21 protein-coding genes are annotated in these 21,690 nt (G+C 62.1%); 5 read left to right on the top strand and 16 right to left on the bottom strand.

Translation table 11 applies throughout. The features are described 5' to 3' along the window. Positions 1 to 14: 14 nt before the first annotated feature. The 12 genes from DFK10_RS08495 to regB all read right to left on the bottom strand — a co-directional run bounded on the left by DFK10_RS08495 (position 15) and on the right by regB (position 14,923). On the bottom strand, positions 15 to 1,124 hold the full coding sequence (locus DFK10_RS08495) for an alpha/beta hydrolase (RefSeq protein ID WP_109388596.1): 1,110 nt from the start codon (positions 1,122 to 1,124) through the stop codon (positions 15 to 17). Beyond that, the gene (hslU, locus tag DFK10_RS08500; RefSeq protein WP_109388597.1) at positions 1,124 to 2,425 is read right to left on the bottom strand and encodes an ATP-dependent protease ATPase subunit HslU; all 1,302 of its coding nucleotides are present in this window, start codon (positions 2,423 to 2,425) and stop codon (positions 1,124 to 1,126) included. Before hslU ends, DFK10_RS08495 begins: the two co-directional genes overlap by 1 nt. Next, a complete protein-coding gene (gene hslV / locus DFK10_RS08505) occupies positions 2,422 to 2,979 on the bottom strand; it encodes an ATP-dependent protease subunit HslV (protein ID WP_109388598.1) in 558 nt (185 codons plus the stop codon). Before hslV ends, hslU begins: the two co-directional genes overlap by 4 nt. Before the next feature lie 111 nt (positions 2,980 to 3,090). Beyond that, positions 3,091 to 3,411 carry a thioredoxin gene (trxA, locus tag DFK10_RS08510; RefSeq protein ID WP_109388599.1) on the bottom strand — a complete coding sequence of 107 codons (321 nt, stop codon included), beginning with the start codon at positions 3,409 to 3,411 and terminating at the stop codon, positions 3,091 to 3,093. Between the two features lie 62 nt (positions 3,412 to 3,473). After that, positions 3,474 to 6,854, bottom strand: a complete 3,381-nt coding sequence (addA, locus tag DFK10_RS08515) for a double-strand break repair helicase AddA (protein ID WP_109388600.1) — start codon at positions 6,852 to 6,854, stop codon at positions 3,474 to 3,476. Next, positions 6,851 to 9,781, bottom strand: coding sequence for a double-strand break repair protein AddB (addB, locus tag DFK10_RS08520; RefSeq protein WP_109388601.1), 2,931 nt, complete (start codon positions 9,779 to 9,781; stop codon positions 6,851 to 6,853). The genes addA and addB overlap by 4 nt, the downstream gene beginning before the upstream one ends. Further along, positions 9,778 to 10,467, bottom strand: coding sequence for a nucleotidyltransferase family protein (locus tag DFK10_RS08525; RefSeq protein ID WP_109388602.1), 690 nt, complete (start codon positions 10,465 to 10,467; stop codon positions 9,778 to 9,780). The genes addB and DFK10_RS08525 overlap by 4 nt, the downstream gene beginning before the upstream one ends. Further along, on the bottom strand, positions 10,464 to 11,423 hold the full coding sequence (locus DFK10_RS08530) for an aminoglycoside phosphotransferase family protein (RefSeq protein ID WP_109388603.1): 960 nt from the start codon (positions 11,421 to 11,423) through the stop codon (positions 10,464 to 10,466). Before DFK10_RS08530 ends, DFK10_RS08525 begins: the two co-directional genes overlap by 4 nt. After that, positions 11,413 to 11,874, bottom strand: coding sequence for a tRNA (adenosine(37)-N6)-threonylcarbamoyltransferase complex ATPase subunit type 1 TsaE (gene tsaE, locus DFK10_RS08535; RefSeq protein WP_109388604.1), 462 nt, complete (start codon positions 11,872 to 11,874; stop codon positions 11,413 to 11,415). The genes DFK10_RS08530 and tsaE overlap by 11 nt, the downstream gene beginning before the upstream one ends. A 37-nt stretch (positions 11,875 to 11,911) precedes the next feature. Continuing rightward, positions 11,912 to 12,448 (bottom strand): hypothetical protein, encoded by a 537-nt coding sequence (locus DFK10_RS08540; protein WP_146193247.1) that lies wholly within the window; start codon positions 12,446 to 12,448, stop codon positions 11,912 to 11,914. Positions 12,449 to 12,463: 15 nt separating this feature from the next. Then, positions 12,464 to 13,483, bottom strand: a complete 1,020-nt coding sequence (locus DFK10_RS08545; RefSeq protein WP_109388606.1) for a PAS domain-containing protein — start codon at positions 13,481 to 13,483, stop codon at positions 12,464 to 12,466. Between the two features lie 63 nt (positions 13,484 to 13,546). Continuing rightward, complete coding sequence (gene regB, locus DFK10_RS08550) at positions 13,547 to 14,923, bottom strand: sensor histidine kinase RegB (protein WP_109388607.1); 1,377 nt, start codon at positions 14,921 to 14,923, stop codon at positions 13,547 to 13,549. An 82-nt stretch (positions 14,924 to 15,005) separates the two neighbouring features. Here regB and DFK10_RS08555 point away from each other — a divergent pair, with 82 nt between their 5' ends. Together DFK10_RS08555 and DFK10_RS08560 are read left to right on the top strand one after the other, a co-directional pair. Further along, positions 15,006 to 15,629 carry an SCO family protein gene (locus DFK10_RS08555; protein WP_109388608.1) on the top strand — a complete coding sequence of 208 codons (624 nt, stop codon included), beginning with the start codon at positions 15,006 to 15,008 and terminating at the stop codon, positions 15,627 to 15,629. Between the two features lie 62 nt (positions 15,630 to 15,691). Further along, positions 15,692 to 16,237 (top strand): ActR/PrrA/RegA family redox response regulator transcription factor, encoded by a 546-nt coding sequence (locus DFK10_RS08560; protein WP_109388609.1) that lies wholly within the window; start codon positions 15,692 to 15,694, stop codon positions 16,235 to 16,237. On the opposite strand, the gene DFK10_RS08565 is transcribed toward DFK10_RS08560, so the two are convergent. Continuing rightward, complete coding sequence (locus DFK10_RS08565; protein WP_109388610.1) at positions 16,238 to 17,116, bottom strand: LysR family transcriptional regulator; 879 nt, start codon at positions 17,114 to 17,116, stop codon at positions 16,238 to 16,240. It lies immediately after the preceding gene. Positions 17,117 to 17,213: 97 nt separating this feature from the next. Here DFK10_RS08565 and DFK10_RS16465 point away from each other — a divergent pair, with 97 nt between their 5' ends. Next, positions 17,214 to 17,375, top strand: a complete 162-nt coding sequence (locus DFK10_RS16465) for a hypothetical protein (protein ID WP_217810105.1) — start codon at positions 17,214 to 17,216, stop codon at positions 17,373 to 17,375. Positions 17,376 to 17,419: 44 nt separating this feature from the next. Here DFK10_RS16465 and DFK10_RS08570 read toward each other — a convergent pair whose 3' ends face one another. Both DFK10_RS08570 and DFK10_RS08575 read right to left on the bottom strand, forming a co-directional pair. Then, the gene (locus tag DFK10_RS08570) at positions 17,420 to 17,983 is read right to left on the bottom strand and encodes an HD domain-containing protein (protein WP_109388661.1); all 564 of its coding nucleotides are present in this window, start codon (positions 17,981 to 17,983) and stop codon (positions 17,420 to 17,422) included. Positions 17,984 to 18,014: 31 nt separating this feature from the next. Beyond that, positions 18,015 to 18,971: a glycosyltransferase family 8 protein gene (locus DFK10_RS08575; RefSeq protein WP_109388611.1), complete on the bottom strand. Its 957-nt coding sequence runs from the start codon at positions 18,969 to 18,971 to the stop codon at positions 18,015 to 18,017. Positions 18,972 to 19,160: 189 nt separating this feature from the next. On the opposite strand from DFK10_RS08575, the gene ahcY reads away from it, so the two are divergent. Next, positions 19,161 to 20,549 carry an adenosylhomocysteinase gene (ahcY, locus tag DFK10_RS08580; protein WP_109388612.1) on the top strand — a complete coding sequence of 463 codons (1,389 nt, stop codon included), beginning with the start codon at positions 19,161 to 19,163 and terminating at the stop codon, positions 20,547 to 20,549. Between the two features lie 148 nt (positions 20,550 to 20,697). Further along, a complete protein-coding gene (locus DFK10_RS08585; RefSeq protein WP_109388613.1) occupies positions 20,698 to 21,039 on the top strand; it encodes a DUF2853 family protein in 342 nt (113 codons plus the stop codon). Positions 21,040 to 21,276: 237 nt separating this feature from the next. Here DFK10_RS08585 and DFK10_RS08590 read toward each other — a convergent pair whose 3' ends face one another. Further along, positions 21,277 to 21,669 carry a DUF1761 domain-containing protein gene (locus DFK10_RS08590; protein WP_109388614.1) on the bottom strand — a complete coding sequence of 131 codons (393 nt, stop codon included), beginning with the start codon at positions 21,667 to 21,669 and terminating at the stop codon, positions 21,277 to 21,279. Positions 21,670 to 21,690 lie beyond the last annotated feature (21 nt).

Genomic DNA, 21,690 nt, shown 5'->3' on the forward strand with positions numbered 1-21,690 from the left:
GGCGCGGCCCAGGTTCAGGGTGACAGCGCCGTGACGGGTGACAGGATGATCTGGGTCGCATTCTGCACCGTCAAGACAGTCCCGGGCAAAAGCCCCGGTCGCCCTGCCTGCTCGCCCTGGAAGGCCGCGTTCAGGCTTCCCAAATCCTGCATCAACGCAATCAGTGTTGGCGAGGTTGCGGGGGTCAGGTGTCGTGTTCCGTCCCGGAAATTGGAGACGTCCAGCATGGTGACCTCCAGGTCGGCCACCCGTTCCAGATCGGACAGGTTGCCCAGCCTTTCGCGCTGTCCCGTCAGCCGGGCCGACAATTGGAGTGCCCGGTCGCGTTGTGACGTAAAGATCAGGAAAGGCTGCGGCAGGTCACCGATCCGTCGCGCCTGCATGCGGAACAGGTCGACATCGATATCCGGAGACATGAGGATCACACCTTCGACGGTGCGCGATGCCGCGCCGGGCCGGCCGATTTCGATCTGGCGCAGGGTTTCCATCAGCATCAGGGACCCAAGGGAATGTCCGACGAGAATGATGTCCTCGGCCCCGGCCGCGCGGGTTTCTTCCAGCAGGGCTTCAAGACCGTCGCGCCCGAAGAGCACACTGTCGCGATCATAGCTGTAACCCAGCGGGTTGTTCAGGCTGGGCCAGGCGTAATGCACGGCAACACCGGGCAGGGACAGGTCTTCGGCCAGCTGTGCCAGACGGATCATGCCCTCGGCGAAGGTGCTGTTGAACCCATGCACGAACAGGACCACGTCGCGTTCGCCGCGCGGTTGGTTGCGCAGGTCGCGCGCCAGGGCGCGGCGAAAACTCGTGCGGTCATCATAGACAACAGCTTCTGTTGCTACGAAGTCAGTGCTCGGGTCGGGCGTATTCTGGGGGTAAGAAACATCACCAGCCTGGCGGTCGGGCGGGATCGACATATCGAACCGACCGAAACTCGCGCGGGCGGTGCGGGCGGTTCCATAGACCAGGCCAGGATCGTCAGAGGCGGACCGGGTGGTGGAATAGAAGACGGCGCGTTGCTGTCCGACCTCGGCCGCGGTCGGGTCAAGGGCGATTGTGCCGCGCGGCGTGCAACCAGCAATGGCCCAAACCAGAAAGATCAGCGCACCGCGCCAATGCGTCATCACAAGACATACCTGCTCAGATCCGTGGACCGGCTGAGTTCGCCAAGATGGTCTTCGACGAATGAATCGTCGACCGTCACCTCTTCTCCGGCCATGTCCGGGGCGGTGAAGGACAGCTCTTCGAACACCCGCTCCATCACCGTGTAAAGCCGCCGCGCGCCGATATTCTCGACGCTTTCGTTGACCTCGGCGGCAATCTTCGCCAGCGCGGCTATACCGTCCTCGGTAAAGGTCACGGTCACGTCTTCGGTGCCCATCAGGGCGGTATATTGCCGTGTCAGGGCATTGTCGGTTTCGGTCAGGATGCGGACGAAATCACCCTCGGTCAGCGCGCGCAACTCGACACGGATCGGTAACCGGCCCTGCAGTTCGGGCAACAGATCCGAGGGTTTGGCAATGTGGAATGCGCCCGAGGCGATGAACAGGATGTGGTCGGTCTTCACCGGACCGTGCTTGGTGCTGACGGTTGTGCCTTCGATAAGGGGCAACAGGTCGCGTTGCACCCCTTCGCGGCTGACATCCGCGCCGCGCGCATCGGCGTTGCGGCAGACCTTGTCGATCTCGTCGAGGAAGACGATGCCGTTCTGTTCAACGCTTTCGACCGCCTGCTTCGTCACGGTTTCATCGTCCAGCAGCTTGTCGGCCTCGTCATTGATCAGCAGCTCATAGCTTTCGGCGACGGTGACGCGCTTCTTGACAGTGCGCTGGAACGCCTTGCCGAAGATCGATCCCAGGTCCATCCCTGGCGCCATACCGGGCTGACCCGGCATTTCCATGCCGCCGAACGGGTTGGAATTGTCCTGCAACTCCAGCTCGATCATCGTGTTGTCCAGTTCGCCCGACTTCAGTTTCTTGCGAAACATCTCGCGGGTGGACTCGCGGGCGTCTTCGCCGGCAATGGCAGAGATCACACGATCCTCGGCGGCTTGGTGGGCCTTGGCCTTCACGTCCTCGCGCATGTAGTCGCGAGTCTGGACGATGGCGGCATCCACGAGGTCCCGGATGATCTGTTCCACGTCGCGGCCCACATAGCCGACTTCCGTGAATTTCGTGGCTTCGACCTTGAGGAACGGCGCCCGGGCCAGCTTTGCCAGACGGCGGCTGATCTCGGTCTTGCCGACGCCGGTGGGCCCGATCATCAGGATGTTTTTCGGATAGACCTCGTCACGCAGGTCGTCACCCAGCTGCTTGCGCCGCCAGCGATTGCGCAACGCGACGGCCACGGCACGCTTGGCGTCTTTCTGGCCGATGATGAAGCGGTCAAGCTCGGATACGATCTCGCGGGGGGTCAGGTCGGTCATGCTTTGAGGCTTTCCACGGTCAGGTTGCCATTGGTGTAGACACAGATATCGGCGGCGATACCCATGGCGCGGCGGGCGATCTCCTCGGCGCTCATGTCGCTGTCCATCAGGGCGCGGGCGGCGGCCAGCGCATAGTTCCCGCCCGATCCGATGGCGGTCACGTCATGTTCAGGCTCCAACACATCGCCGGCCCCGGTGATCACGTAAAGGTCCTTGCCGTCGCTGACGATCAGGAACGCTTCGAGCTTCTGCAGGTATTTGTCCGTGCGCCAGTCCTTGGCCAGGTCGACGGCGGCCCGTTGCAACTGGCCCGGCGTCGACTCCAGTTTCTTTTCCAGTCGCTCAAGCAGGGTAAAGGCATCGGCGGTCGAGCCGGCGAACCCACAGACCACGTCATAGCCGCCCGGGCTGATGCGCCGCACCTTGCGGGCGGTGCCCTTGATCACGGTCTGGCCGAGCGAAACCTGCCCGTCGCCAGCAATGACCACCTCGCCGCCCTTGCGCACACCGATGATCGTGGTGCCGTGCCAGCCGGGAAAATCCTGTTCCGCCATGTGTTTTCCTTTCTGTCGCCGCCCCGATATGGCCGTCCAGCAACCGGGACTCAAGCCCGCAACGAAAAAGGGCGCCCTAAGGGGGCGCCCTTTCGCCGGTCGAGAATGCGATCAGATGCTTTCTTCGATCCAACCCTGAAGCGAGGCTTTGGGCGCCGCGCCGGCGCGGTTCGAAACCACTTCGCCATCCTTGAAGATGAACAGGGCGGGAATGCCGCGCACGCCCATCTGGCCGGGCGACATGGGGTTTTCGTCCACGTTGACCTTGGCAATCTTGACCTTGCCGGCCATTTCCTCGGCCAGCTCCTCAAGGGCCGGGCCGATCTGTTTGCAGGGGCCGCACCATTCGGCCCAGAAATCCACCACGACGGGGATATCGGACTGGCGGACTTCGGCGTCAAAGGTATCGTCGGTGACAGCAACGGTAGGCATTGGGATCTCCTGGGGCCTGAAAATATCTCGGATTTGGAACGTATGGGCCGTTATGGGTCGCGTCAAGGCACCGTGGCCTCGGCCAACGCGTCCGTGAGCATATCGTCGGGCAGGGTCATCAGCGCACCGGTGCGGGTCCAAAGCAGCGCGACGCGGATAGATCGGCCCGGATAGACCTGGGCAAGCGCATCGCGATAGGCTGCCATTTGGCGGCGCAGACCCACGGGAACCTGCGTGACGCTGTCCGGCACCTCGCGGTTGGATTTCAGATCGACGGCCAGCACCTCGCTGTCCGTGACCACCAGCCTGTCGATGGCACCATGAATGCGGCGGTCGCCAAGGCCGGGCAAGGTGGCGGTGATGTCCACCTCGGCCAGACCGGTTTCGAATATCCTCGCCAATTCCGGTCGATCCAGCATCGACAGGACCTCTTCGACCAGAGCGTCACGGTCCGCAACAAGCCCGATTTCCGGATGCCGCCCAACCAGCGCCTTGGCGGCGGCCCTTCGGTCTCTGGCGGGCAGATCGGGCAAGACCTCTGACAGGCTGTGGATGATGCGGCCGCGGGCCTTCGCGGCGGCGGTGTCGTCTTCGTCGATATCGCCGGGAAGCGCCTTGGCGCCGCCAAGATCCGAGGGCGCGACGGTCCTCAGCCTCGGGTCGGGCTTCGGGGTATCGCCAAACGGGGGCAGGTTCTCTGGCTCTTCATCGGTCGCGTCGCCGCTTAGGTCTACCGGGGCCGAGGTCCAGTCACCGAATTCCGCGCGTTGGATGGTGCCGATACCCGGCAGCTCTGCATTTGCAGCGCCGATATGGGCCATGCCCTTGCCGACCATGTTGTACCAGTTTTCGCCGTTGTCGCTCACCGTTCCCGCGCCTGCCACGATCAGCCAGCTTTCAGCGCGGGTCAGAGCAACATAGAGCAACCTTCGGAATTCCCGGGAATCCGCCTCGATCCCAGCCTCGCGCAACTCTCCCAGTTCTGGTGGCTCGTCGGGCTTTCTCGGCTTCCAGATCGGCACCGGACCGCCTGAAAGGATATCACTTTTGTGCTCTCTTTTGCGGTCCGTCGTATCCGGCAGGATGACGATCGGGGCCTCCAGCCCCTTGGCCCCGTGCACTGTCATCACCCGAATACGATCGCCCGCGGAATCCATCTGCCGCTTGATCTGGATCTGCTCGGCATCGAACCATGCGAGAAACCCGGTCAGACTGGGCACGTCAGAGCGTTCGAAGGAAAGGGACTGTGCCAGAAGCGCGTCGATTCCATCTTCGGCCTGATGTCCGAGCCGTGCGATCAGCTTCCGGCGACCGTCATGTTTCAGAAGGATGCGATTGATCAGGTCATAGGGGCGCAGGAATTCTGCGCGGTCCCGTAGATCGTGCAGGATCGTCAGGGTTTGCGGGAATTCCGTTTCCCGGGCACGCAGCGTTTCCCACAAGGACCGGCCTTCGGGGCGACCATGGGCCAGTGAAAACAGGTCAGTCTCGGTCCAGCCGAAAATCGGGGATTTCAGGGCTTCAGCCAAGGACAGGTCGTCTTCGGGCAGCGCAAGAAACCTCAGGCAAGACAGGATATCTCGCACGCCGAGGTCGTCGCCCAGATACATCCGGTCTGCGCCGGCGATCTCCAGCCCGGCTGCCTTGCAGGCGCCGATGATCTCGGTGAAGAGGCTGCTGCGCCGCCGCACGAGGATCAGAAAATCCCCCGGTGTGACAGGCCGGCGCACCCATGATCCATCCCTCGGAACGGTCAGCTTTTCCTCTTTTATTATCCGCTCGATCTCGGTGGCGATGTTCCGTGCCAGCTGAATTTCGTGATGACTCTCTGCCACGACATCGCGGGGATCATCCCATTCCGGCTGGTCCTGTTCTGTCTTCTCGATGACTGGCCACAGGTCCACCCGGCCGGGCATCTCGGCATGAAAGGGAAGATGAACCAGGCCTTCTCCGACCCCCTCGGCGTCATCCCCGGTGAAGACCTGATCCACGAGGTTCAGGATCGCGGCAGAGGACCGGAAGGAATACCGCAACTCGCGGGGCCTGAGGGCTTTGCCGACATTGCCCAGCGCGCGGCCGAATTGGTCCCGCATCGTGTTGAGCTCGTCGGGATCGGCCCCCTGGAAGGAATAGATGGATTGCTTGCGATCCCCGACGACGAACATGGTCCGGTCGCGTTCGGCGCGCGCACCTTCGCCGCTGGTGAATTCCTGGGTCAGAAGCTCGATGATCTGCCATTGCACGGGCGATGTATCCTGAGCCTCGTCCACGAGGATATGGTCAACCCCGCCGTCGAGCCGGAACAGAACCCATTGCGCAACCGCCGGATCGGTCAGAAGGTCACGGGTTTTGTGGATCAGGTCATCGAAGTCCAGAACACCGCGCCGCTGTTTTTCCGCGATGTAGCGGGCGATGAAGGCGGTGGCAAAACGATGTAGGGCCAGCGTTCGGTCGCGTGCCATGGAGCGCAACCTGATGGGCCGCGAATCCGCCACGCGCTGCATCAGGTCATTGAGTGCGTCGCAGAGATCGGGATGGCGGCCCCTCGTGTCCTTTGTCGGAAACGATCCGATCTTGGGGCCAAATGGCACCTTGGCAGAGCTCCGGAACAGAAAGACACTTTCCATGATCTTCAGATCATTTGGATCGAAAACCGTATCCCGACCCATTTCGGAAAGCTGATTTGCCGCCCTTATTTCGGTGGAGGTCCCGCTGGACAGGATTTCGATCCATTCGGACAGAAGCGCTTGGTCATCCGGGCCGAAGACCTGGCTTGCCAGGCTATCGGGCGTGATATCTGGATCGACAACGAGCGCCTCGCAAATGACGGCTTTTTCGACCGAGGCTGGAAACTCCTCCTGATTGCCGGTGATCTCTTTCAGAAGCTTGCCGATCTCGGCCCCTGTGAATTGCCGGGCCAGGGCATCGACCAGGGGTTTGTCGTGGTCTTCGGCCATGGCTTCGAGGATGTCGCCGCGCAGCAGGTCGGTTTCGTGATCTTCCATCTCGCGAAATTGCGGGCTGATCCCGGCCTCCAGCGGGAAGCGGCGCAGGATACCAGCGCAGAAGGAGTGGATCGTCTGAATCTTCAGCCCACCCGGCGTTTCGATGGCGGCTGCAAACAGCTTGCGGGCATCGGCGAGGCCGGTCGTATCGACCGGGTCGTCGAAACCAAGCTCGAAAAGCGCGCTTTTCAGGTCCGGGTCCGGCATCATTGCCCATTCGCCCAGCCGCCGGAACAGCCGGTTCTGCATCTCCGAGGCGGCCGCCTTGGTATAGGTCAGGCACAGGATGTTCCTGGGGTCCGTTCCGGCCAGCAAAAGCCGCGCAACCCTATCGGTCAGAACCCGTGTCTTGCCCGATCCCGCATTGGCCGACAGCCAGGTCGAGGCACGTGGGTCGGCCGCGTCCACCTGGGCTCGTGTGGCATCGTCCATCGTCATGTCAGATCCTCGGGTGTGGGGGGTTGGGTCTCGTCCCATTCGCCGTAGCGGGCCAGGTGGTCGTACTGGCCTGTTTCGTCGACCTTCATGTTGGCCCGCCGCGCCGTATATCCCAGATCATCGGTCGCCCAACGTTGCATCAGCCGGGTGAAACGCTCCCAGAAATCACCATTTTCGGCCTCAAGGTCGGCCGCGACCGTCTTCACCTCGGACCCCAGTTGCAGGTATTCCGCCCCGGCGACACGGGCCTTGCCGACAGCCTCGAAGCCACCGCGTTCGACCATGGCGGCTTCCAGGTGCAGCTGCTTGTCATAGGCGGACTGTGCCGTCTTTGTGGGGGCTTGCCCGGTCTTGTAGTCGTAGATCCAGACCTGCCCGTCCTCGGTCACATCCAGTCGGTCGGCCTTGGCCACAAGGGTGAAATCCACGCCGTCCAGCCGGGTTTCGCCGCGCTTTTCCAGGTTTCCGGGCGCTGCGCGGGCCTGTCTGACGATCTCGTCCTCCAGGAACTGTCGGGCGAAACGCTCGACGCTGGCCAGCCAGAGCCTCTGAACCGCGGGCCAGGGGCAATCCCGGGCCAGCACCCCTTCGGCGATTTCCAGCAAGCGCTCGTAAGCGGCTGGATCGGAGGGATCGGGGCATTCGGGCAGGAAGGCTTCGAGGATATCGTGGGTCAGGCTACCCCGTAAGACCGCATCCGGAGAGTGCACCAGCGGGTCCAGCGGTTTCAGGCCAAGCACATGCCGCGCATAAATCGCGTAGGGATCCCGGATCAGGGTCTTGATCTGCGTGACCGAGAGGTGTCGGGGCCGCGCTGTGGCCGGGGGCCGCGGGGAGGGGCGGGGCGCAGGATGCTGGGCATCTTCAGGCGTTTCAAGCGTGGCCGCGGCGTGCAAAAGGCGGCTGCCCCGCGCGCGCATGTCTGCAAGAGCCTCCGGGCCGCCCGTGGCCTTCAGACCACCCAGCAGGTTGAGAAGGCGACTGACCCAGCGACTGGCCACCGTTTCCGCCTCGTTGTCGCGGATTGCCCGGCTGATGATGACCTCGGGGGCGCAGGCGGCGATCTGGAAATCGTGGGCTGACAGGCCGATGCGGCGTTCGGGCAAGAGTAGGCCCGCCGCGCGGCGCATCGCGCGATTCAACCATGGGTCCGGGGTTGGCACAGCGGGCCAGGTGCCTTCGTTCAACCCGCCCAGGATCACCACATCCGCGCTTTGAACCCGTGCTTCGAGTGTGCCCCAGATCAGCACATCCGGGTGGCTCTGATCCGCCTCGCGGACCTCGCCGCCGGACAGGTATTGACCGATCAGAACCTCGTAATCCGTCGCGGTCATTTCGCCCGCCGCGTCGGCGTCTTCCTGCAAGGCGGTGATCATCCGCAGGGCTTCGCGACCGGCCTTTTTCTCCCAGAGATCACCCGCCTTGGTGCCGTCCGGCCCGGCCGCCAGCTGTTCGGAAAGCGAGCGGTGCCACGAAACCCAGTCCTTCAGCGGCAGTTGCCGGTTCGGATCGTGCGTGGGCAACAATGCGGCCAGCCAATGCGCCCAGTCCTGCCGTTCGGGGCTGGGCGGTTTGCCGGCCGCCGCCCAGTCGCGCAGATCCTGTGGCCCCGGAAAGGCCGGTCCGTGTCGGCGCAACTTCAGCTCCAGCGCGGTTGTGTTCAGAACATGCGGCCCGCGGCGTGCGCCGGAATGGCACAAGGGGTGCTTGAGCAGGGTCAGCAGCGCTTCGGGGGTCGGCCGGTTTGCAAGCAAGGCGGCGGTATGGCGCAGGAACCGACCCGGAGGAGACAGGTGCAGGGGTGTCCCGGCGCTGTCATCGGGCAGGATATCCCACCGCTCCATGGCCGACGTGACCTGTCGGGTCAGGGTTCTGTCGGGCGTGACAAGGGCCACCGTTTTGCCCTGCTCGACAGCATGGCGCATGGCGATGGCAATCGCCCCGGCCTCGGCGCGCGGGCTTGGCGCCTCAAGCAGGGTCAGGCCCTTGGTGGCCTTGTCCAATGCGGCCAGCTTGGGGCCTTCGGTGATCCAATGATCGGTCACCGGCGCTGGCCGCAGCGCGAGGGACACCAGCTCTGATCGGGCCTGTTCCGGCGCGGCGGTATCGACCCAGGGCGGGATGTCCGCCGGGTGCATGTCAAGTGTCTCGGCCAGGGCCTTGAACCGGTATTGCGGGTGATCTTCTCCACCATCCATCGCCGTCATCCGGTCCCAGACAGCGTGGGGCAGGTGTGGGTCGACCCCCGGCAGGACGACGAAACCGTTCGACAACCGGGCAACGGCCTGCATCAGCCGTGCCGTCGTGCCCCGTGATCCGGTTGACCCTGCGACGATGACCGGGTGGTCCGGCGGGGTGTTCGCCCACTGATCTGCCAGCCGCTCGACCACCAGCCTTTGCCGTGCTTCGGGGTCCGGGTCCGGGCGGGTTTCGTCGAAATAGTGCTGAACCAGCGTGATGAACCGCAGCGCCCGTTTCCAGTGGCCTGATTCGTCCTCGACATCGAGGGAAACGATCTGGTCCGGATCGACCCCTTCGCCGTGCATCTCCGAGAAAAGCGCCCCAAGGCTCTCGGCCAGCGCAAAGCGGTTTTCGCGGGGCGCCAGTGTCGGATCCTGCCTCAGAAGCTCACCTACCAAGGTCGACAGTTCCAGCTGGCGGCGCAGGGCCGAGGCAGGGGGCGGCAGATCGTGAAACGCCGCGTCCTGGCCGAGGTCGGTGACAAGCCGGATTCGCGGCAACAAACGTGCCGGGCCCTGATCGAACAGGTCACGCAAGCGGCGCTGTGTACGCCGTGTATTCACGAGAATTTCGATGCGTGCGAATTGCTCGGGTGGCAGGTGACCAAACCGTTGATCCAGCCCGTTCAGAAAGGCCTTGCCAAAATCAAGGGTCGGAGCAATCGAAAAGAGGTTCGGTAGAGTCATGCATGCCTCCGCAAGAGGTCTTCGGCCAGGGCGATGGAGTCCGGTCGCCCGACATCGCACCAACCCCCTTTGTGCAGGGCGCCGAAAATGGTGCCGCGATCCAGCATTTCGCGCCATATCTCCCAAAGGGAAAAGGCGGTTTGTGAATGCTGGCTCACCCTGTCCGTGCGAATGATCTGCAGCCCGGTATAGACCGCACCCGGGCCGGGCGTGAGCCGGCCCTCCGGGTCCATCAGGAAATCGCCTTTGCCCCGGTGGCCGGTCGCATTTTCATTCGCGACGAGCAACAGAAGCGCCTCCATCCTGTCCGGATCCCAATGCCGGAGCAGTGTCTTGACGGGGTTTGGTCCGGTCCAGACCGCGTCGGTGTTCAAGGTCAGAACCGGGTCGCTTTCAAGCAGGTTCAGAGCCTGTTTCAAACCACCGCCTGTATCGAGGATTTCCGGCTCGTGCGAGATCAGAACCGGGCGGTCCGCAAGGTGGTCAGCGATCTGCTCTGCCAGATAATGCGTGTTGATCGCGATCTGCTCGATCCCGCCCTCGGCCAAAATGTCGAGCGCATGGTCGAGGAGGGGTCTGCCGGCGACTTCGACCAGCGGTTTCGGACGGTCCAAGGTCAGCGGCGCCATGCGGGTGCCGAAACCCGCCCCGAACAGCAGGGCCGTATCGGGTTTGGCCAGGCTCATTCAGACAGTTCCTCGAAGGCGTTTTGCAGCGAACCCCTGAGATCCGCGAGGTCGGGATGCGCCAGGTCCTTGCGCAGATGGCCCCAGATACGCGGCATCAGGCCTTGATAGCGGCGCTTTCCGTCCCGCTTTGCCAGCCTGGCGAAAACGCCGAGGATACGCAGATTGCGCTGCACCGAAAGGATCGCGACATCCCGCGCCACGGCCTCTGATCGGTTGCCGGTTGCGGAGGCGAACCGGTCTATCATGGCGTTGGCGGTGTCATCAGCGACATCCCGGCGCGCATCTCGCAGTAGCGAGGCGAGGTCATAGGCCGGGGGGGCGCCGAAGGCGTCTTGGAAATCCAGTAGTCCGACCCTTTCGGTGCCTTCGCGGTCGGGGCGCCAGATCAGGTTTTCGGCGTGGAAGTCGCGCAGGGACAGAACCTGGCGCCGATCAGAAAGCGTAGCGACGGCTGATCTGATGCCCGCGCCGATGGTTCGTCGCATTTCCTCGTCGGCGGTGTTTGGCAGCCAGTCGAACGCTACCGTTACCATTTCCGCTGCGGTTTCGGGGTCGAGCGTGGTCAGGCCAGCCGGAAGGCCAAGGTGCTGAACCGCCAACAGGGCATCCGTTGCCTCAGCGTAGAGCACGGCCTCGTCGGCGGGCCTATTGGTAAGCCAGTCGGCGAAATGGGTGGTGCCAAGATCTTCGAGCAGCACCAGCCCGGCCTCGGGCTCGGCATGCAAGATCGCCGGTGCGGCCAGGCCATGAGCCGACAGGAAATCGGCCAGACGCAGGAAATCGGATGTCGATGATACCTTGTCGGGTGGGGCGTCCATCAGGATCACGCTTTGGCCCGCCCCGTCTGCAAGCCGTTCATAACGTCTGGCCGAGGCATCGCCGGCAAGGGCGGCGCGTTCCCATCGCCCATACCCCAAGGACTGGAGCCATTCCGTGATCCGGTCAGAGCGCATCTTCCAGCCTTTCCGCCCATTTGCCAATGGGGATCAGCCGAGCCTTATGCGCCTCGGGCGTGGCTGTCATATCGATCCTCAATGCGTCCTCAGGCAGGTAGGGGCCAAGGTGATCCGGCCATTCCACGAGGTTGATGGCTGTTTCGAAAGCGTCGATCAACCCGAGCTCAAGGGCTTCGTCCGCGTCGCTGAGCCTGTAGAGATCACTGTGCCAGATCTCGCCTGCGTCACAATCATAAGTTTGCACAAGCGTGAATGTGGGCGACGGGACGTCGGTCTCGGCGCCGCAAAGGGCGCGGATGATCGCCCGCGCGAGAAAGGATTTTCCAGCCCCGATGTCGCCGGCAAGCAGAACCACGTCACCGGGCCGCAGAAGCCCGGCGAGGGTTTCGCCGAACCGGGCGGTTTCCGCCTCGGACCTGAATGAGAGCCTTTGCTCGCGACCTCGCATGGTGCCAGACTATGGGACTGGCGCGCCGCGACAAGCCCTATCCGTTCCGGGCCAGGTTTTCGGTGCCGGACCAACCTGCGCCCGCGTTGGTTTCACGTTCGGCGAAGCGGACCAGCCTGTGTCCGGTGGACAAGGTCGAAAAATGCAAGGTGTAGGGATGCCCGTTGTGCATCTGGATATCCGCAATCTGGTCGCTTAGGCCTGACACCGTGGAAAGACGGTGCCAGAAGGGGTTTGGCGCGGTGTTTGCCCGCCAGACAGCCAGTTCATCCGCGAAGGTGGGCACGCCAAGTCCCAGATGACCCTCGCTGCCCCAGAGCAGCCGGTAGGCGCGGTTCGACATGACCATCTCTCCGGTCGCGCTGAAAGCGACGGCGGCCTCGGTCATGGAGTCGAGGATTTGCTGGCCCATCTCGATCTGAGACCGGAAACGGCGTGTCATCGACAATTCCTCTGAAATGTCCTCGAAGAGGAAGGCCAAGGCCCCGTCAGGATGCGGCCGGCCGGTCACGCGGAAGGTTTGGCCGTTGGGCAAATCCCAGCTCTCGCAATAGCTGTCATTCTCGGCTGCCATCTCCACCGCTTCGACCTAGGTGCGCCATGCGGCATAATCCTTGGGTTCCGGGATCATACGCGCCTCGCGCAGCCGATCGAGGAACTGGCCGATATGCGGTCGTGAGATCAGGAAATCGGTGGGTATTTGCAGCATGTCCGTCAGGGCCGGATTGAACAGTGTAAGCCGCCTGTTTCGGTCGAAGATCGCCAACCCGACCGAAAGCTGCGCAAAGGTCTTGGCAAGGGTCTGAACGAATTTCTGCTGGTCTTCACGGGCTTCGATCACCTCTGTCACATCGACGGCGTAGTGCATGGTGCCGACATCTCGTCGGACGCTCGACACCTCGTAGCAGCGCGGCGCCAGCCGGCCGTTGGATTGCAGCCATTTCTCTTCGATCACGGGGATCGCGCCACCGGGCTCGGCAACGTCATCAAAGAGGTCCTGCGGTGGCCAGGTCCGGGGCATGTCCGCCTCGGCTGGGTGAATCTCGTCCACCAGGTCGAGGTAAGCGCGGTTCGCCCAGACAAGATCGCCGGCGGTGTTTCTTTGCCAGATCAGTTGAGGTGCATTGTCCCCGATGCTGCGCAGCAGGGTCAGTTCCTGCTCCATCGCGTCGACGATCAGGCGTTCGGTCGGATCCGTGCCGTTCTGGGGCGACAGCAGCGCAACGCGCACCACACCGTCCAGGTAGGTCATCTCAACCAGGTCCTTGTCGGGTCCCTCGCTTGCCACTGTCTTTTGACCGGACGTTGCGACATCGGCGCCTTGCGCTCGAAGATCGGGAAAGCGTGGCTCAAGCGCGGTGACCAGCCGATCCCAATCCGACCCGCCCGAGCGTGCCTGTGCCAAGAGCGCGCGGCCTTGCGGGGTCGCATCCAGAAGGCTGTCATCATCGAAGAGCAGAACGGTTTCCCCTTCGCTGGCCGCGATCAACTGCCGTGCTGCCAGTGCCTTGGCGGTATTGGTGCGGTTCCACCACAGGAACAGCAAGGCGGCGGCCGTCAGGCCGATTCCAGCGGCAAGCAACGCTTCGAGGGCGGGGGATAGGATCATGACATGCGCTCCGAGACCTGGACGGGTCCAGATTTCGGAGGGATTGGTTAATTCCGGGTTAAGTCACGCGATCCGTTCATTCTGGCCCAATGGTTGGGTGCTCTGCGGATCGGCCTCGATACGGTCAGTCGGCCAGGTCACATTGACGATCGCGCCGCCAGAACGGTTGGCGAGGGTTCGGGCACCACCATTGGAAAAGGTCAGCCGTGCGCCGGATCGCTCCAGCAGGGTCTTGGCGATGAAGAGTCCCAACCCCATCCCCTCGTAACCGGGCCGCGGGTCGTCCATCAGTGTCCAGCGTCGCCGCCGCATGAAGGGGTCCCCGATGCGCCCCAGCACGGAGCTGGAAAAGCCCTGACCGTCATCGGCGATGCGAACGCCCAGTTCGTCTTCCGTCCAGTACAGCTCGATCCGTACGGTTCGGGTGCTGAAATCGACTGCGTTCTGCACCAGGTTGCGGATTCCGTGGATGATCTCGGGCTGGCGAAAGATCAACGGTTGTTGCATGGGATCAGAGCCGTCGGCGATGTGAAAGGCGACGTCCTTGCCGCGGTTCAGATGCGGCTCGGCGGCTTCCCGGATTACGGTCTCGAAGGGGGCCTGTTGCAGGTGTTTGTCATCCTTGCCCGCCCGTCCCATCGACCGCAGGATGTCGCGGCACCGGTCCGCCTGTTCGCCGATCAGCTTGGCATCCTCGCGCAGGTCCGACCCTTCCTCCAGCTCGTCGATCAATTCACTGCTGACCAGCTTGATCGTGGCCAGTGGCGTTCCCAATTCATGCGCCGCCGCCGCGACGACGCCGCCCAGATCGGTCAGTTTCTGTTCGCGGGCAAGGGCCATCTGGGTCGCGGCGAGAGCCTCGCCCATCGACACCATTTCCTGCGTGACCTGCCGGGCGTAGAGGCCAATGAAGATGATGCCCGTGACAAGAGACACCCAGAAACCGAAGATGAAGAGCCGCGGCAATTCCAGGGGGAACCCGGTGCCGGTCAGAAGCTGGATATGCCATTGGCTCAGCGCGCTGATGATAAGGATCGCAAACAGGCCCAGTAGGATCGTGCTGCGCGCGGGCAGAACATTGGCAGCGATGGTCACTGGCGCGAGGATCAACAGTGAAAACGGGTTGCTCAGGCCTCCGGTCAGGTAAAGCAATACGCCAAGCTGCAAGAGGTCGAACCCCATCATCATCATGCCTTCGCCCTCGTTGAGGCGGCGGTTCTCGGGATAAAGGAAGGTCGAGAAAATGTTGGCCAGAACGGCCGCGCCGATGGTCATCGCGATCAGCCCGACCTCAAGGCGCAGGTTGAAGACATAAAGCGACACGACCACCGCGGCGCTTTGCCCGATGACCGCTACCCAGCGTAGCAGTACGAGGGTGCGAATGCGCACCCAGTTGCTGCGCTGGTTTGCGAAAAACGCGTCTGAGGATGCCTGCGCCATAGTGCCACGACCCCGGTTTCTAGGTTGATGCAGGATAACGGTCGCATAGATAGGCGACAATCACGATGCGGAGGTTCAGGGCATGCAGAGAATAATCGTCCTTTCCGTGGCGGTCGCAGCCGCAGCGGCGGCCGGTCTCTTTTTCGCGACGCAGTATGGCGGCGGGGGTGCGGACGACAAGTTCGCCCAGTGCCGCGCAACGACCGTGGGGGGCGCCGATATCGGCGGGCCTTTCGAACTGGTGGACGAAACCGGACGCACGGTGACAGATGGCGACGTTATCACGGGGCCGACCATTGTCTATTTCGGCTACACTTTCTGCCCCGATATCTGCCCCACCGACAATATGCGCAACGCGATGGCGGTGGACCTTCTGGACGATCGCGGCATCGAGGTGAAGCCGGTCTTCATCTCGATCGACCCGGAGCGGGATACCCCGGAACGCCTGGTCGATTTCACAGATACCTTCCATGAACGGATGCTGGGCCTGACAGGGACCCCTGAACAGGTCAGTGCTGCATCACGCGCCTACAAGACCTTCTTCCAGAAGGAAGACACCGAGGATGAATTCTATCTCGTTGACCATACGACGATGTCTTACCTGGTGTTCCCCGAAGAGGGTTTCGTCGAGTTCTATCGCCGGGATGTCGGGCCCGAAGCCATGGCCGATAGCGTGGCCTGTTTCGTAAATGCCGCTGGTAGCTAGAGAATTGACCGGACCGCGCTAAGACTCTACCTAGTCATAAGGATTTAGCGGAGGCCCCCCAAATGGACGCAGCGCAAATCGGCGAGGATCCGTCGCTTCTCATCGTGGACGACGACGAACCGTTTCTGAGGCGTCTGGCCAAGGCGATGGAGAAGCGCGGCTTTGCCGTGGAAACCGCTGACAGTGTGGCCGCCGGCAAGGCCATCGCCACCGCGCGTCCGCCTGCCTATGCCGTCGTTGACCTGCGGCTTGAGGACGGCAACGGCCTCGATGTGGTCGAAACCCTTCGCGAACAGCGCCCGGACAGCCGCATCGTGGTGCTGACCGGCTATGGCGCGATTGCGACGGCTGTCGCCGCGGTCAAGATCGGGGCGACGGACTACCTGTCCAAGCCAGCCGATGCCAAGGACGTGACGAATGCCCTGTTGGCCACGGGTGATGAATTGCCGCCACCGCCCGACAATCCGATGAGCGCGGATCGCGTGCGCTGGGAACATATCCAGCGGGTCTACGAGCTCTGTGATCGCAATGTCAGCGAAACCGCGCGCCGCCTGAACATGCACCGCCGGACGCTGCAACGTATCCTGGCCAAGCGTAGTCCGCGCTGATCATCCCGGCCTGACCTGCTTTTTCAGCCAGCGCACGAACGCGTCGCGCTGGGCGGAGACCGTGCCGGGCCGGGTGAGGACGTGGTAGGCGATGGCGCTGTCCTTTTCGCGGAACAGGGCCACCAGGCGGCCGCTTTCGATCTCGTCCTCGACCAGTGGCGCCGGTAGAATCGCGACGCCCAGTCCGGCGCGCGCCGCTTCACGTGACAGTTGCGCGGTTGCAAAGGTTTTTATCCGCTCCTCGTCCGGATCAATCCCGTTTGCAGCCACCCAGAACCGTTCTTCCGAGGTCTGACCGTCCATCAGCCATGTAACGCCGCGCAGATCCGCCAGCCTCGACACCCTGTTGGCACCGACGAGGCCTGGCGCTGCGACCGCCACGTGCCCTGCGGGGATCAGCGATGCAACCTGGACCCCAGGCCAGCCGCCCCGGCCGTAGCGGATGGCCACATCGATTGCATCATGGCGCAGATCGACAAGACCGACGCCCGGAATGATCTCGACCTCGATCTCGGGATGTTCCGACCAGAACGCGCCAATTCGTGGCATCAACCAGTTTGCGGCGAAAGAGGGGGTCACGGCGATGCGCAGGGGCCTTTGGCTCGCCACATCCAGAAGATCTTCGGTTGCCGATCCGATAAGGCCAAAGGCCTCGGCCAGGGCCATGGACAGACGGTGGCCCTCTGCCGTTGTGACCATGGCGCGCCCCTGCCGTTCCATCAGGATCGTGTCGAAATGTGCTTCCAGGGTGCGGACATTCTGGGCGATTGCCGCATGGGTCACGTTAAGGTCGCGCGCCGCTGCTGAGAAGCTGCCCAGGCGGGCTGCGGCCTCGAAGGCGCGCAGAGCGGTCAAAGAGGGAACATTACGCCAATCCATGTGTTAGCCCACCTTTCATTTTGAAAAAGTTCCTGACTTCGCGAAGCCGATATCGCCCCCTATATGAGCGATATCAGCCAAGCGAAAGGAGCGCGATATGTTCACCATTCTTGCAGACAGCATGTTCACCGCGTCTCGTAAGTCCAGCGAAACGCCGGAAGCGGCCAAGCCCAAGGCCGATCGTTTCACTCCTGCGCTTCGCCGCACGAGTGATGCTGCCCGCGACCTGCGGGTGACCGAACCGCTGGATGGGCGGTAACAACCGAAAGGGGCGGGCCGCTGTTCTCCCGGGCGGCCCGTTCCTTAGGCCTGTGCAAGCAGGGTCGCGTGACGGTCGGTAAAATCCCGTCGCACCTCGACCGGCGGGCGCAGGCGGATGTGCAGCCCCTCGGCCAGTTCAGGGGTGACACGGCCGAAGAACTTGTCAGCCTCGGCGACCGAGAAACCCGCGATCTGGGTCGCTTCCAGCCAGGCACTGATGCGGTCGGCCTTCTTGATCTGTTTCTTGATCGCGGCTGGCACCTGGGCTGGCAGTCCGAAACGGATATGAATGGCCGCCTGCAACCTGTCATCCAATTCGCCATAGCCCGGACCAACCGCCGCCTTTACTGGCGAAATCATGTCGCCGATCACGTATTCCGGCGCGTCATGCAGCAAGGCGGCAAGCCGCCATTTGGATGGTGCCTTTGGTTGCAGGCGCCCGAAAATCTCTTCGACCAGCAAGGAATGCTCGGCCACGGAATAGGCGTAATCGCCGCGTGTCTGGCCGTTCCATCTGGCGACAAAGGCCAGCCCATGCGCGATATCCTCGATCTCGATATCCATGGGTGTCGGGTCCAGCAGGTCCAGCCTGCGGCCAGAAAGCATGCGTTGCCAGGCGCGGGGTTTTTTCAAGAGCCTATTCTTTTGCCACGAGGTCGTCAGGAAACCGTTTCAGATATCGCGTGATCTTGCGAGCATGCCACCATGACCGCAAGGCCTGACGTCCTAGCGTCGCATCGGAAACATCGCAACCGCTTGAGATCTTGATCTCGGGGCGATCGGGAAAATGCCGAGCCATGAAGTGCTGAAAGGCCATCGAATAGCGCGGCGGCAAGAGAGAGTCGGGATCGTTCCATGGTTTCGCTTTCCCGATGAAATGGGTGATCCCAACCGGTACCGTGGCCGTCAGCATTGGAAATCGGCGCGCATGCTGCCAGTTCCAAACCGGGCTGAGTTCCAGCCACTCTCCACGCAGCGCTGCATTGAGCAGCGGTTGATCGTTATGTTTCAACTTGTCCCGAAACATCCTGTTTGCGTCCAATGCTTTACTCAGAATGTCCTTGTCCCGATAAGCTTGGCAGTTGATGATCAGCACCCCGGCATTGAAGTATTTCTTGCCGCGAATACCCATGGTGCGAAAATCATGGGCATCACGTTCGGGATTGAACCACTGCACCTCATCGCGAACGGCGGCAAGAACATGGCCCTTCAGATCGACTTCCAGCAGCCGCGCGAAATCACCCCGTTCTATGAAGATGTCGCTGTCCAGGTAGAGTATTCGATCGTAGTCGTCCTTGAAGGCGTGCGGAAGGAACAGCCTGTGATAAGTAACAGTCTCTTTCTGGTCCAGTCGCCCCATATCTGCGGTCTGACCTTCGAGGGTCAGACGCGCGAGGCGAATGTCCAAGTCTGAAAGGCTGGCGGGGATTTCGCCGGTTTCCGCACATATGACAATGTCGGCCAATTCGGAAGCACAGAGCGCCCGGACCTGGGACGCTGCGAGCAGGGCATAAGGGAAGTAGGCCTCGTTGACACAGAATATCACGGCGCGGCGTGCCTTGGCAGCGCGATTGGTTGTGACTTCGAAGGCCATGTCGTCCCCATCTTCTCGGCCTCTTCACACAAATGTATTCTTAGATCACCGGGCAGGCTTTTGGCTATAGTCTGGCACGGAAAACAACCATGGCTTCAGTGGTCAGTCGCTAATGAGTCGCGCTCCGTTGCTCCTGTGCGGTGCCGGTGCTACATGCCCTCGAAACAAGTCGCTGCAGGAGTCGTGAGCGTGGCCGAAGACTATATCGTCAAAGACATTTCGCTGGCCGAGTTCGGCCGCAAGGAACTGGATATCGCCGAAACCGAGATGCCGGGCCTGATGGCCTGCCGTGCGGAATACGGGGACAGCAAGCCTCTCAAGGGCGCGCGGATCGTCGGGTCGCTGCACATGACTATCCAGACTGCCGTTCTGATCGAGACGCTGGTGGCGCTGGGCGCGGATGTGCGCTGGGCCTCGTGCAACATCTTTTCCACGCAAGACCATGCCGCTGCCGCGATCGCCGCGGGCGGCACGCCTGTCTTTGCTGTCAAGGGCCAGTCGCTGGAAGAGCATTGGGACTACCTGGACCGGTCGTTCCAGTTCCCCGAGGGCGCCAATATGATCCTCGACGATGGCGGCGATGCGACGCTCTATGTCCTGCTGGGTGCCCGCGCCGAGGCGGGAGAGGATATCATTCCCGTTCCGCAATCCGAGGAAGAGGTCGTGATCAAGGCCCAGATCGCCAAGCGGATGAAGGAAACCCCCGGTTGGTTCACCAAGACCCGCGATGCGATCAAGGGTGTTTCCGAAGAAACCACAACCGGGGTGCACCGCCTCTACGATCTCCACAAGAAGGGCAACCTGCCCTTCCCGGCGATCAACGTGAACGACAGCGTCACCAAGTCGAAATTCGACAACAAGTATGGCTGTAAGGAAAGCCTGGTGGATGGTATCCGCCGCGCAACTGACACGATGATGGCCGGCAAGGTCGCCGTGGTTTGCGGGTATGGCGACGTGGGCAAGGGATCGGCTGCATCGCTGGCCGGTGCCGGCGCGCGTGTCATCGTCACCGAAGTCGATCCGATCTGTGCCCTGCAGGCCGCGATGGACGGCTTTCAAGTGACAACGCTGGAGGATGTCGTCGAAACGGCGGATATCTTCGTTACCACCACCGGCAACCGCGACGTGATCCGTATCGAGCACATGCGCGCGATGAAGGACATGGCGATCGTCGGGAATATCGGCCATTTCGACAACGAGATTCAGGTGGCCAACCTGAAGAACCACAAATGGACCAATATCAAGGACCAGGTGGACATGATCGAGATGCCCTCGGGCAATCGCATCATCCTTCTGTCCGAGGGGCGTCTGCTGAACCTTGGCAATGCAACGGGGCACCCGTCATTCGTCATGTCGGCAAGCTTCACCAACCAGGTTCTGGCCCAGATCGAGCTGTGGACCAATGGCGACGATTACGCGCCCGGCGTCTACATCCTGCCCAAGCACCTGGATGAAAAGGTCGCACGGCTGCATCTGGACCGGATCGGCGTCAAGCTGTCGACCCTCGCCAAGGACCAGGCCGACTATATCGGCGTGTCGGTCGAGGGGCCGTTCAAGCCGGAGCATTATCGGTATTGAGGCCGGCGGTTCCTGCCTGCAAATCTGTTTCTCTCCTGACCGGAAGGGGGAATCTGACCGTCAATTTTTCTTTGATTGGCCGCGCGACAGGGTCTAACCTCTTCGCGAGGCCGCAACTGGCGGTCATTTGACAGGTGGGAGCTCTACAATGGGTAAGAGAGACGAACTGATCGCGCAATATGCCGATGATCTGAAGAACAAGTGCGGCATGACACCGGACATGGACCTTTTGACAAAGGTGACCATCGGCTGTGGCCCGGCCATCTACAACGCGGATGCCTCGACCGTGGCGGCGACGCAGGAAAGCGAGCTGGAAACGGTCAAGGACAATTTCCTCGTCAAGAAACTTGGTCTCGCCGACGGGCCGCAACTCATGGACGCAATCAATTCGGTCCTCGATACCTATGGCCGCTCCGAGCGGAACAAGTACCGCGCGGTGGTGTATTACATGCTGGTCAAGCATTTCGGCAAGGAATCCGTCTACGGCTGATCGTCAGGAACGGTTTGCAGAAAGCGCCCGCCCCACGGCGGGCGTTTCACATTTGAGACAAAGGCCAGGGGCTTTGCCTTTGCCCGTAATCCCTTTTCGTGCCACAACTGAATGCGAGGCCAGTACGGCCCCGACCAAGTTTCGAATACACGTGTGGTGGCTTTGGGAGCACGTGGGTGAAGGAAAGGGTCTGGGCAACGGCGCAGGCCCTTTCTCTTTTTTCAGGAAAACGGTGTTTCAGAACAGCGTCAAGATCGTGCCGATTATGCCGCAACCAAGGACCGCGTATCCCCCGTCGATCAGGGTCAGCTTGAACGGCCGCATGGCGTAGGCATTGTTGATCAACACCCAGGGCGCTATGAAAAACGCCCCGATCCCCAACCCCGCGATCAATCCCTTGTCCACGCTGTCGATCCCGGCCATCCCAAAGATGTGCCGCATCATTCCAGCCACCACGATCATCGCCAGTGCGGAAAGGATGAAGGGTGTTGCGTTGCCGCCCTTGGGCCGGCCCTTTTCGTCACATTCGATTTCGGCTGCCTCTATCCATGGCTTGGACAGAAGCATGTACCAAACTGCGCCGAAGGCCCAAGAACCCGCAGCGGCCGCTAGTATATTGATCAATTCCATCTGTTTCCTCCGGTTTTTGGA

The sequence above is a fragment of the Salibaculum griseiflavum genome (assembly GCF_003129565.1).
GTDB lineage: Bacteria > Pseudomonadota > Alphaproteobacteria > Rhodobacterales > Rhodobacteraceae > Salibaculum > Salibaculum griseiflavum.

Excerpts from the sequence above, each read along its gene's own strand:
- DFK10_RS16465 (WP_217810105.1), top strand. The coding sequence starts at position 17,214 with ATGTTCACCATTCTTGCAGACAGCATGTTCACCGCGTCTCGTAAGTCC.
- DFK10_RS08530 (WP_109388603.1), bottom strand. The coding sequence starts at position 11,423 with ATGCGCTCTGACCGGATCACGGAATGGCTCCAGTCCTTGGGGTATGGG.
- DFK10_RS08575 (WP_109388611.1), bottom strand. The coding sequence starts at position 18,971 with ATGGCCTTCGAAGTCACAACCAATCGCGCTGCCAAGGCACGCCGCGCC.
- regB (WP_109388607.1), bottom strand. The coding sequence starts at position 14,923 with ATGGCGCAGGCATCCTCAGACGCGTTTTTCGCAAACCAGCGCAGCAAC.
- DFK10_RS08495 (WP_109388596.1), bottom strand. The coding sequence starts at position 1,124 with ATGACGCATTGGCGCGGTGCGCTGATCTTTCTGGTTTGGGCCATTGCT.
- addB (WP_109388601.1), bottom strand. The coding sequence starts at position 9,781 with ATGACTCTACCGAACCTCTTTTCGATTGCTCCGACCCTTGATTTTGGC.
- DFK10_RS08560 (WP_109388609.1), top strand. The coding sequence starts at position 15,692 with ATGGACGCAGCGCAAATCGGCGAGGATCCGTCGCTTCTCATCGTGGAC.
- DFK10_RS08565 (WP_109388610.1), bottom strand. The coding sequence starts at position 17,116 with ATGGATTGGCGTAATGTTCCCTCTTTGACCGCTCTGCGCGCCTTCGAG.
- DFK10_RS08555 (WP_109388608.1), top strand. The coding sequence starts at position 15,006 with ATGCAGAGAATAATCGTCCTTTCCGTGGCGGTCGCAGCCGCAGCGGCG.
- DFK10_RS08545 (WP_109388606.1), bottom strand. The coding sequence starts at position 13,483 with ATGATCCTATCCCCCGCCCTCGAAGCGTTGCTTGCCGCTGGAATCGGC.
- DFK10_RS08590 (WP_109388614.1), bottom strand. The coding sequence starts at position 21,669 with ATGGAATTGATCAATATACTAGCGGCCGCTGCGGGTTCTTGGGCCTTC.
- addA (WP_109388600.1), bottom strand. The coding sequence starts at position 6,854 with ATGACGATGGACGATGCCACACGAGCCCAGGTGGACGCGGCCGACCCA.
- tsaE (WP_109388604.1), bottom strand. The coding sequence starts at position 11,874 with ATGCGAGGTCGCGAGCAAAGGCTCTCATTCAGGTCCGAGGCGGAAACC.
- hslU (WP_109388597.1), bottom strand. The coding sequence starts at position 2,425 with ATGACCGACCTGACCCCCCGCGAGATCGTATCCGAGCTTGACCGCTTC.
- DFK10_RS08525 (WP_109388602.1), bottom strand. The coding sequence starts at position 10,467 with ATGAGCCTGGCCAAACCCGATACGGCCCTGCTGTTCGGGGCGGGTTTC.
- DFK10_RS08540 (WP_146193247.1), bottom strand. The coding sequence starts at position 12,448 with ATGGCAGCCGAGAATGACAGCTATTGCGAGAGCTGGGATTTGCCCAAC.
- DFK10_RS08585 (WP_109388613.1), top strand. The coding sequence starts at position 20,698 with ATGGGTAAGAGAGACGAACTGATCGCGCAATATGCCGATGATCTGAAG.
- trxA (WP_109388599.1), bottom strand. The coding sequence starts at position 3,411 with ATGCCTACCGTTGCTGTCACCGACGATACCTTTGACGCCGAAGTCCGC.
- DFK10_RS08570 (WP_109388661.1), bottom strand. The coding sequence starts at position 17,983 with ATGCTTTCTGGCCGCAGGCTGGACCTGCTGGACCCGACACCCATGGAT.
- hslV (WP_109388598.1), bottom strand. The coding sequence starts at position 2,979 with ATGGCGGAACAGGATTTTCCCGGCTGGCACGGCACCACGATCATCGGT.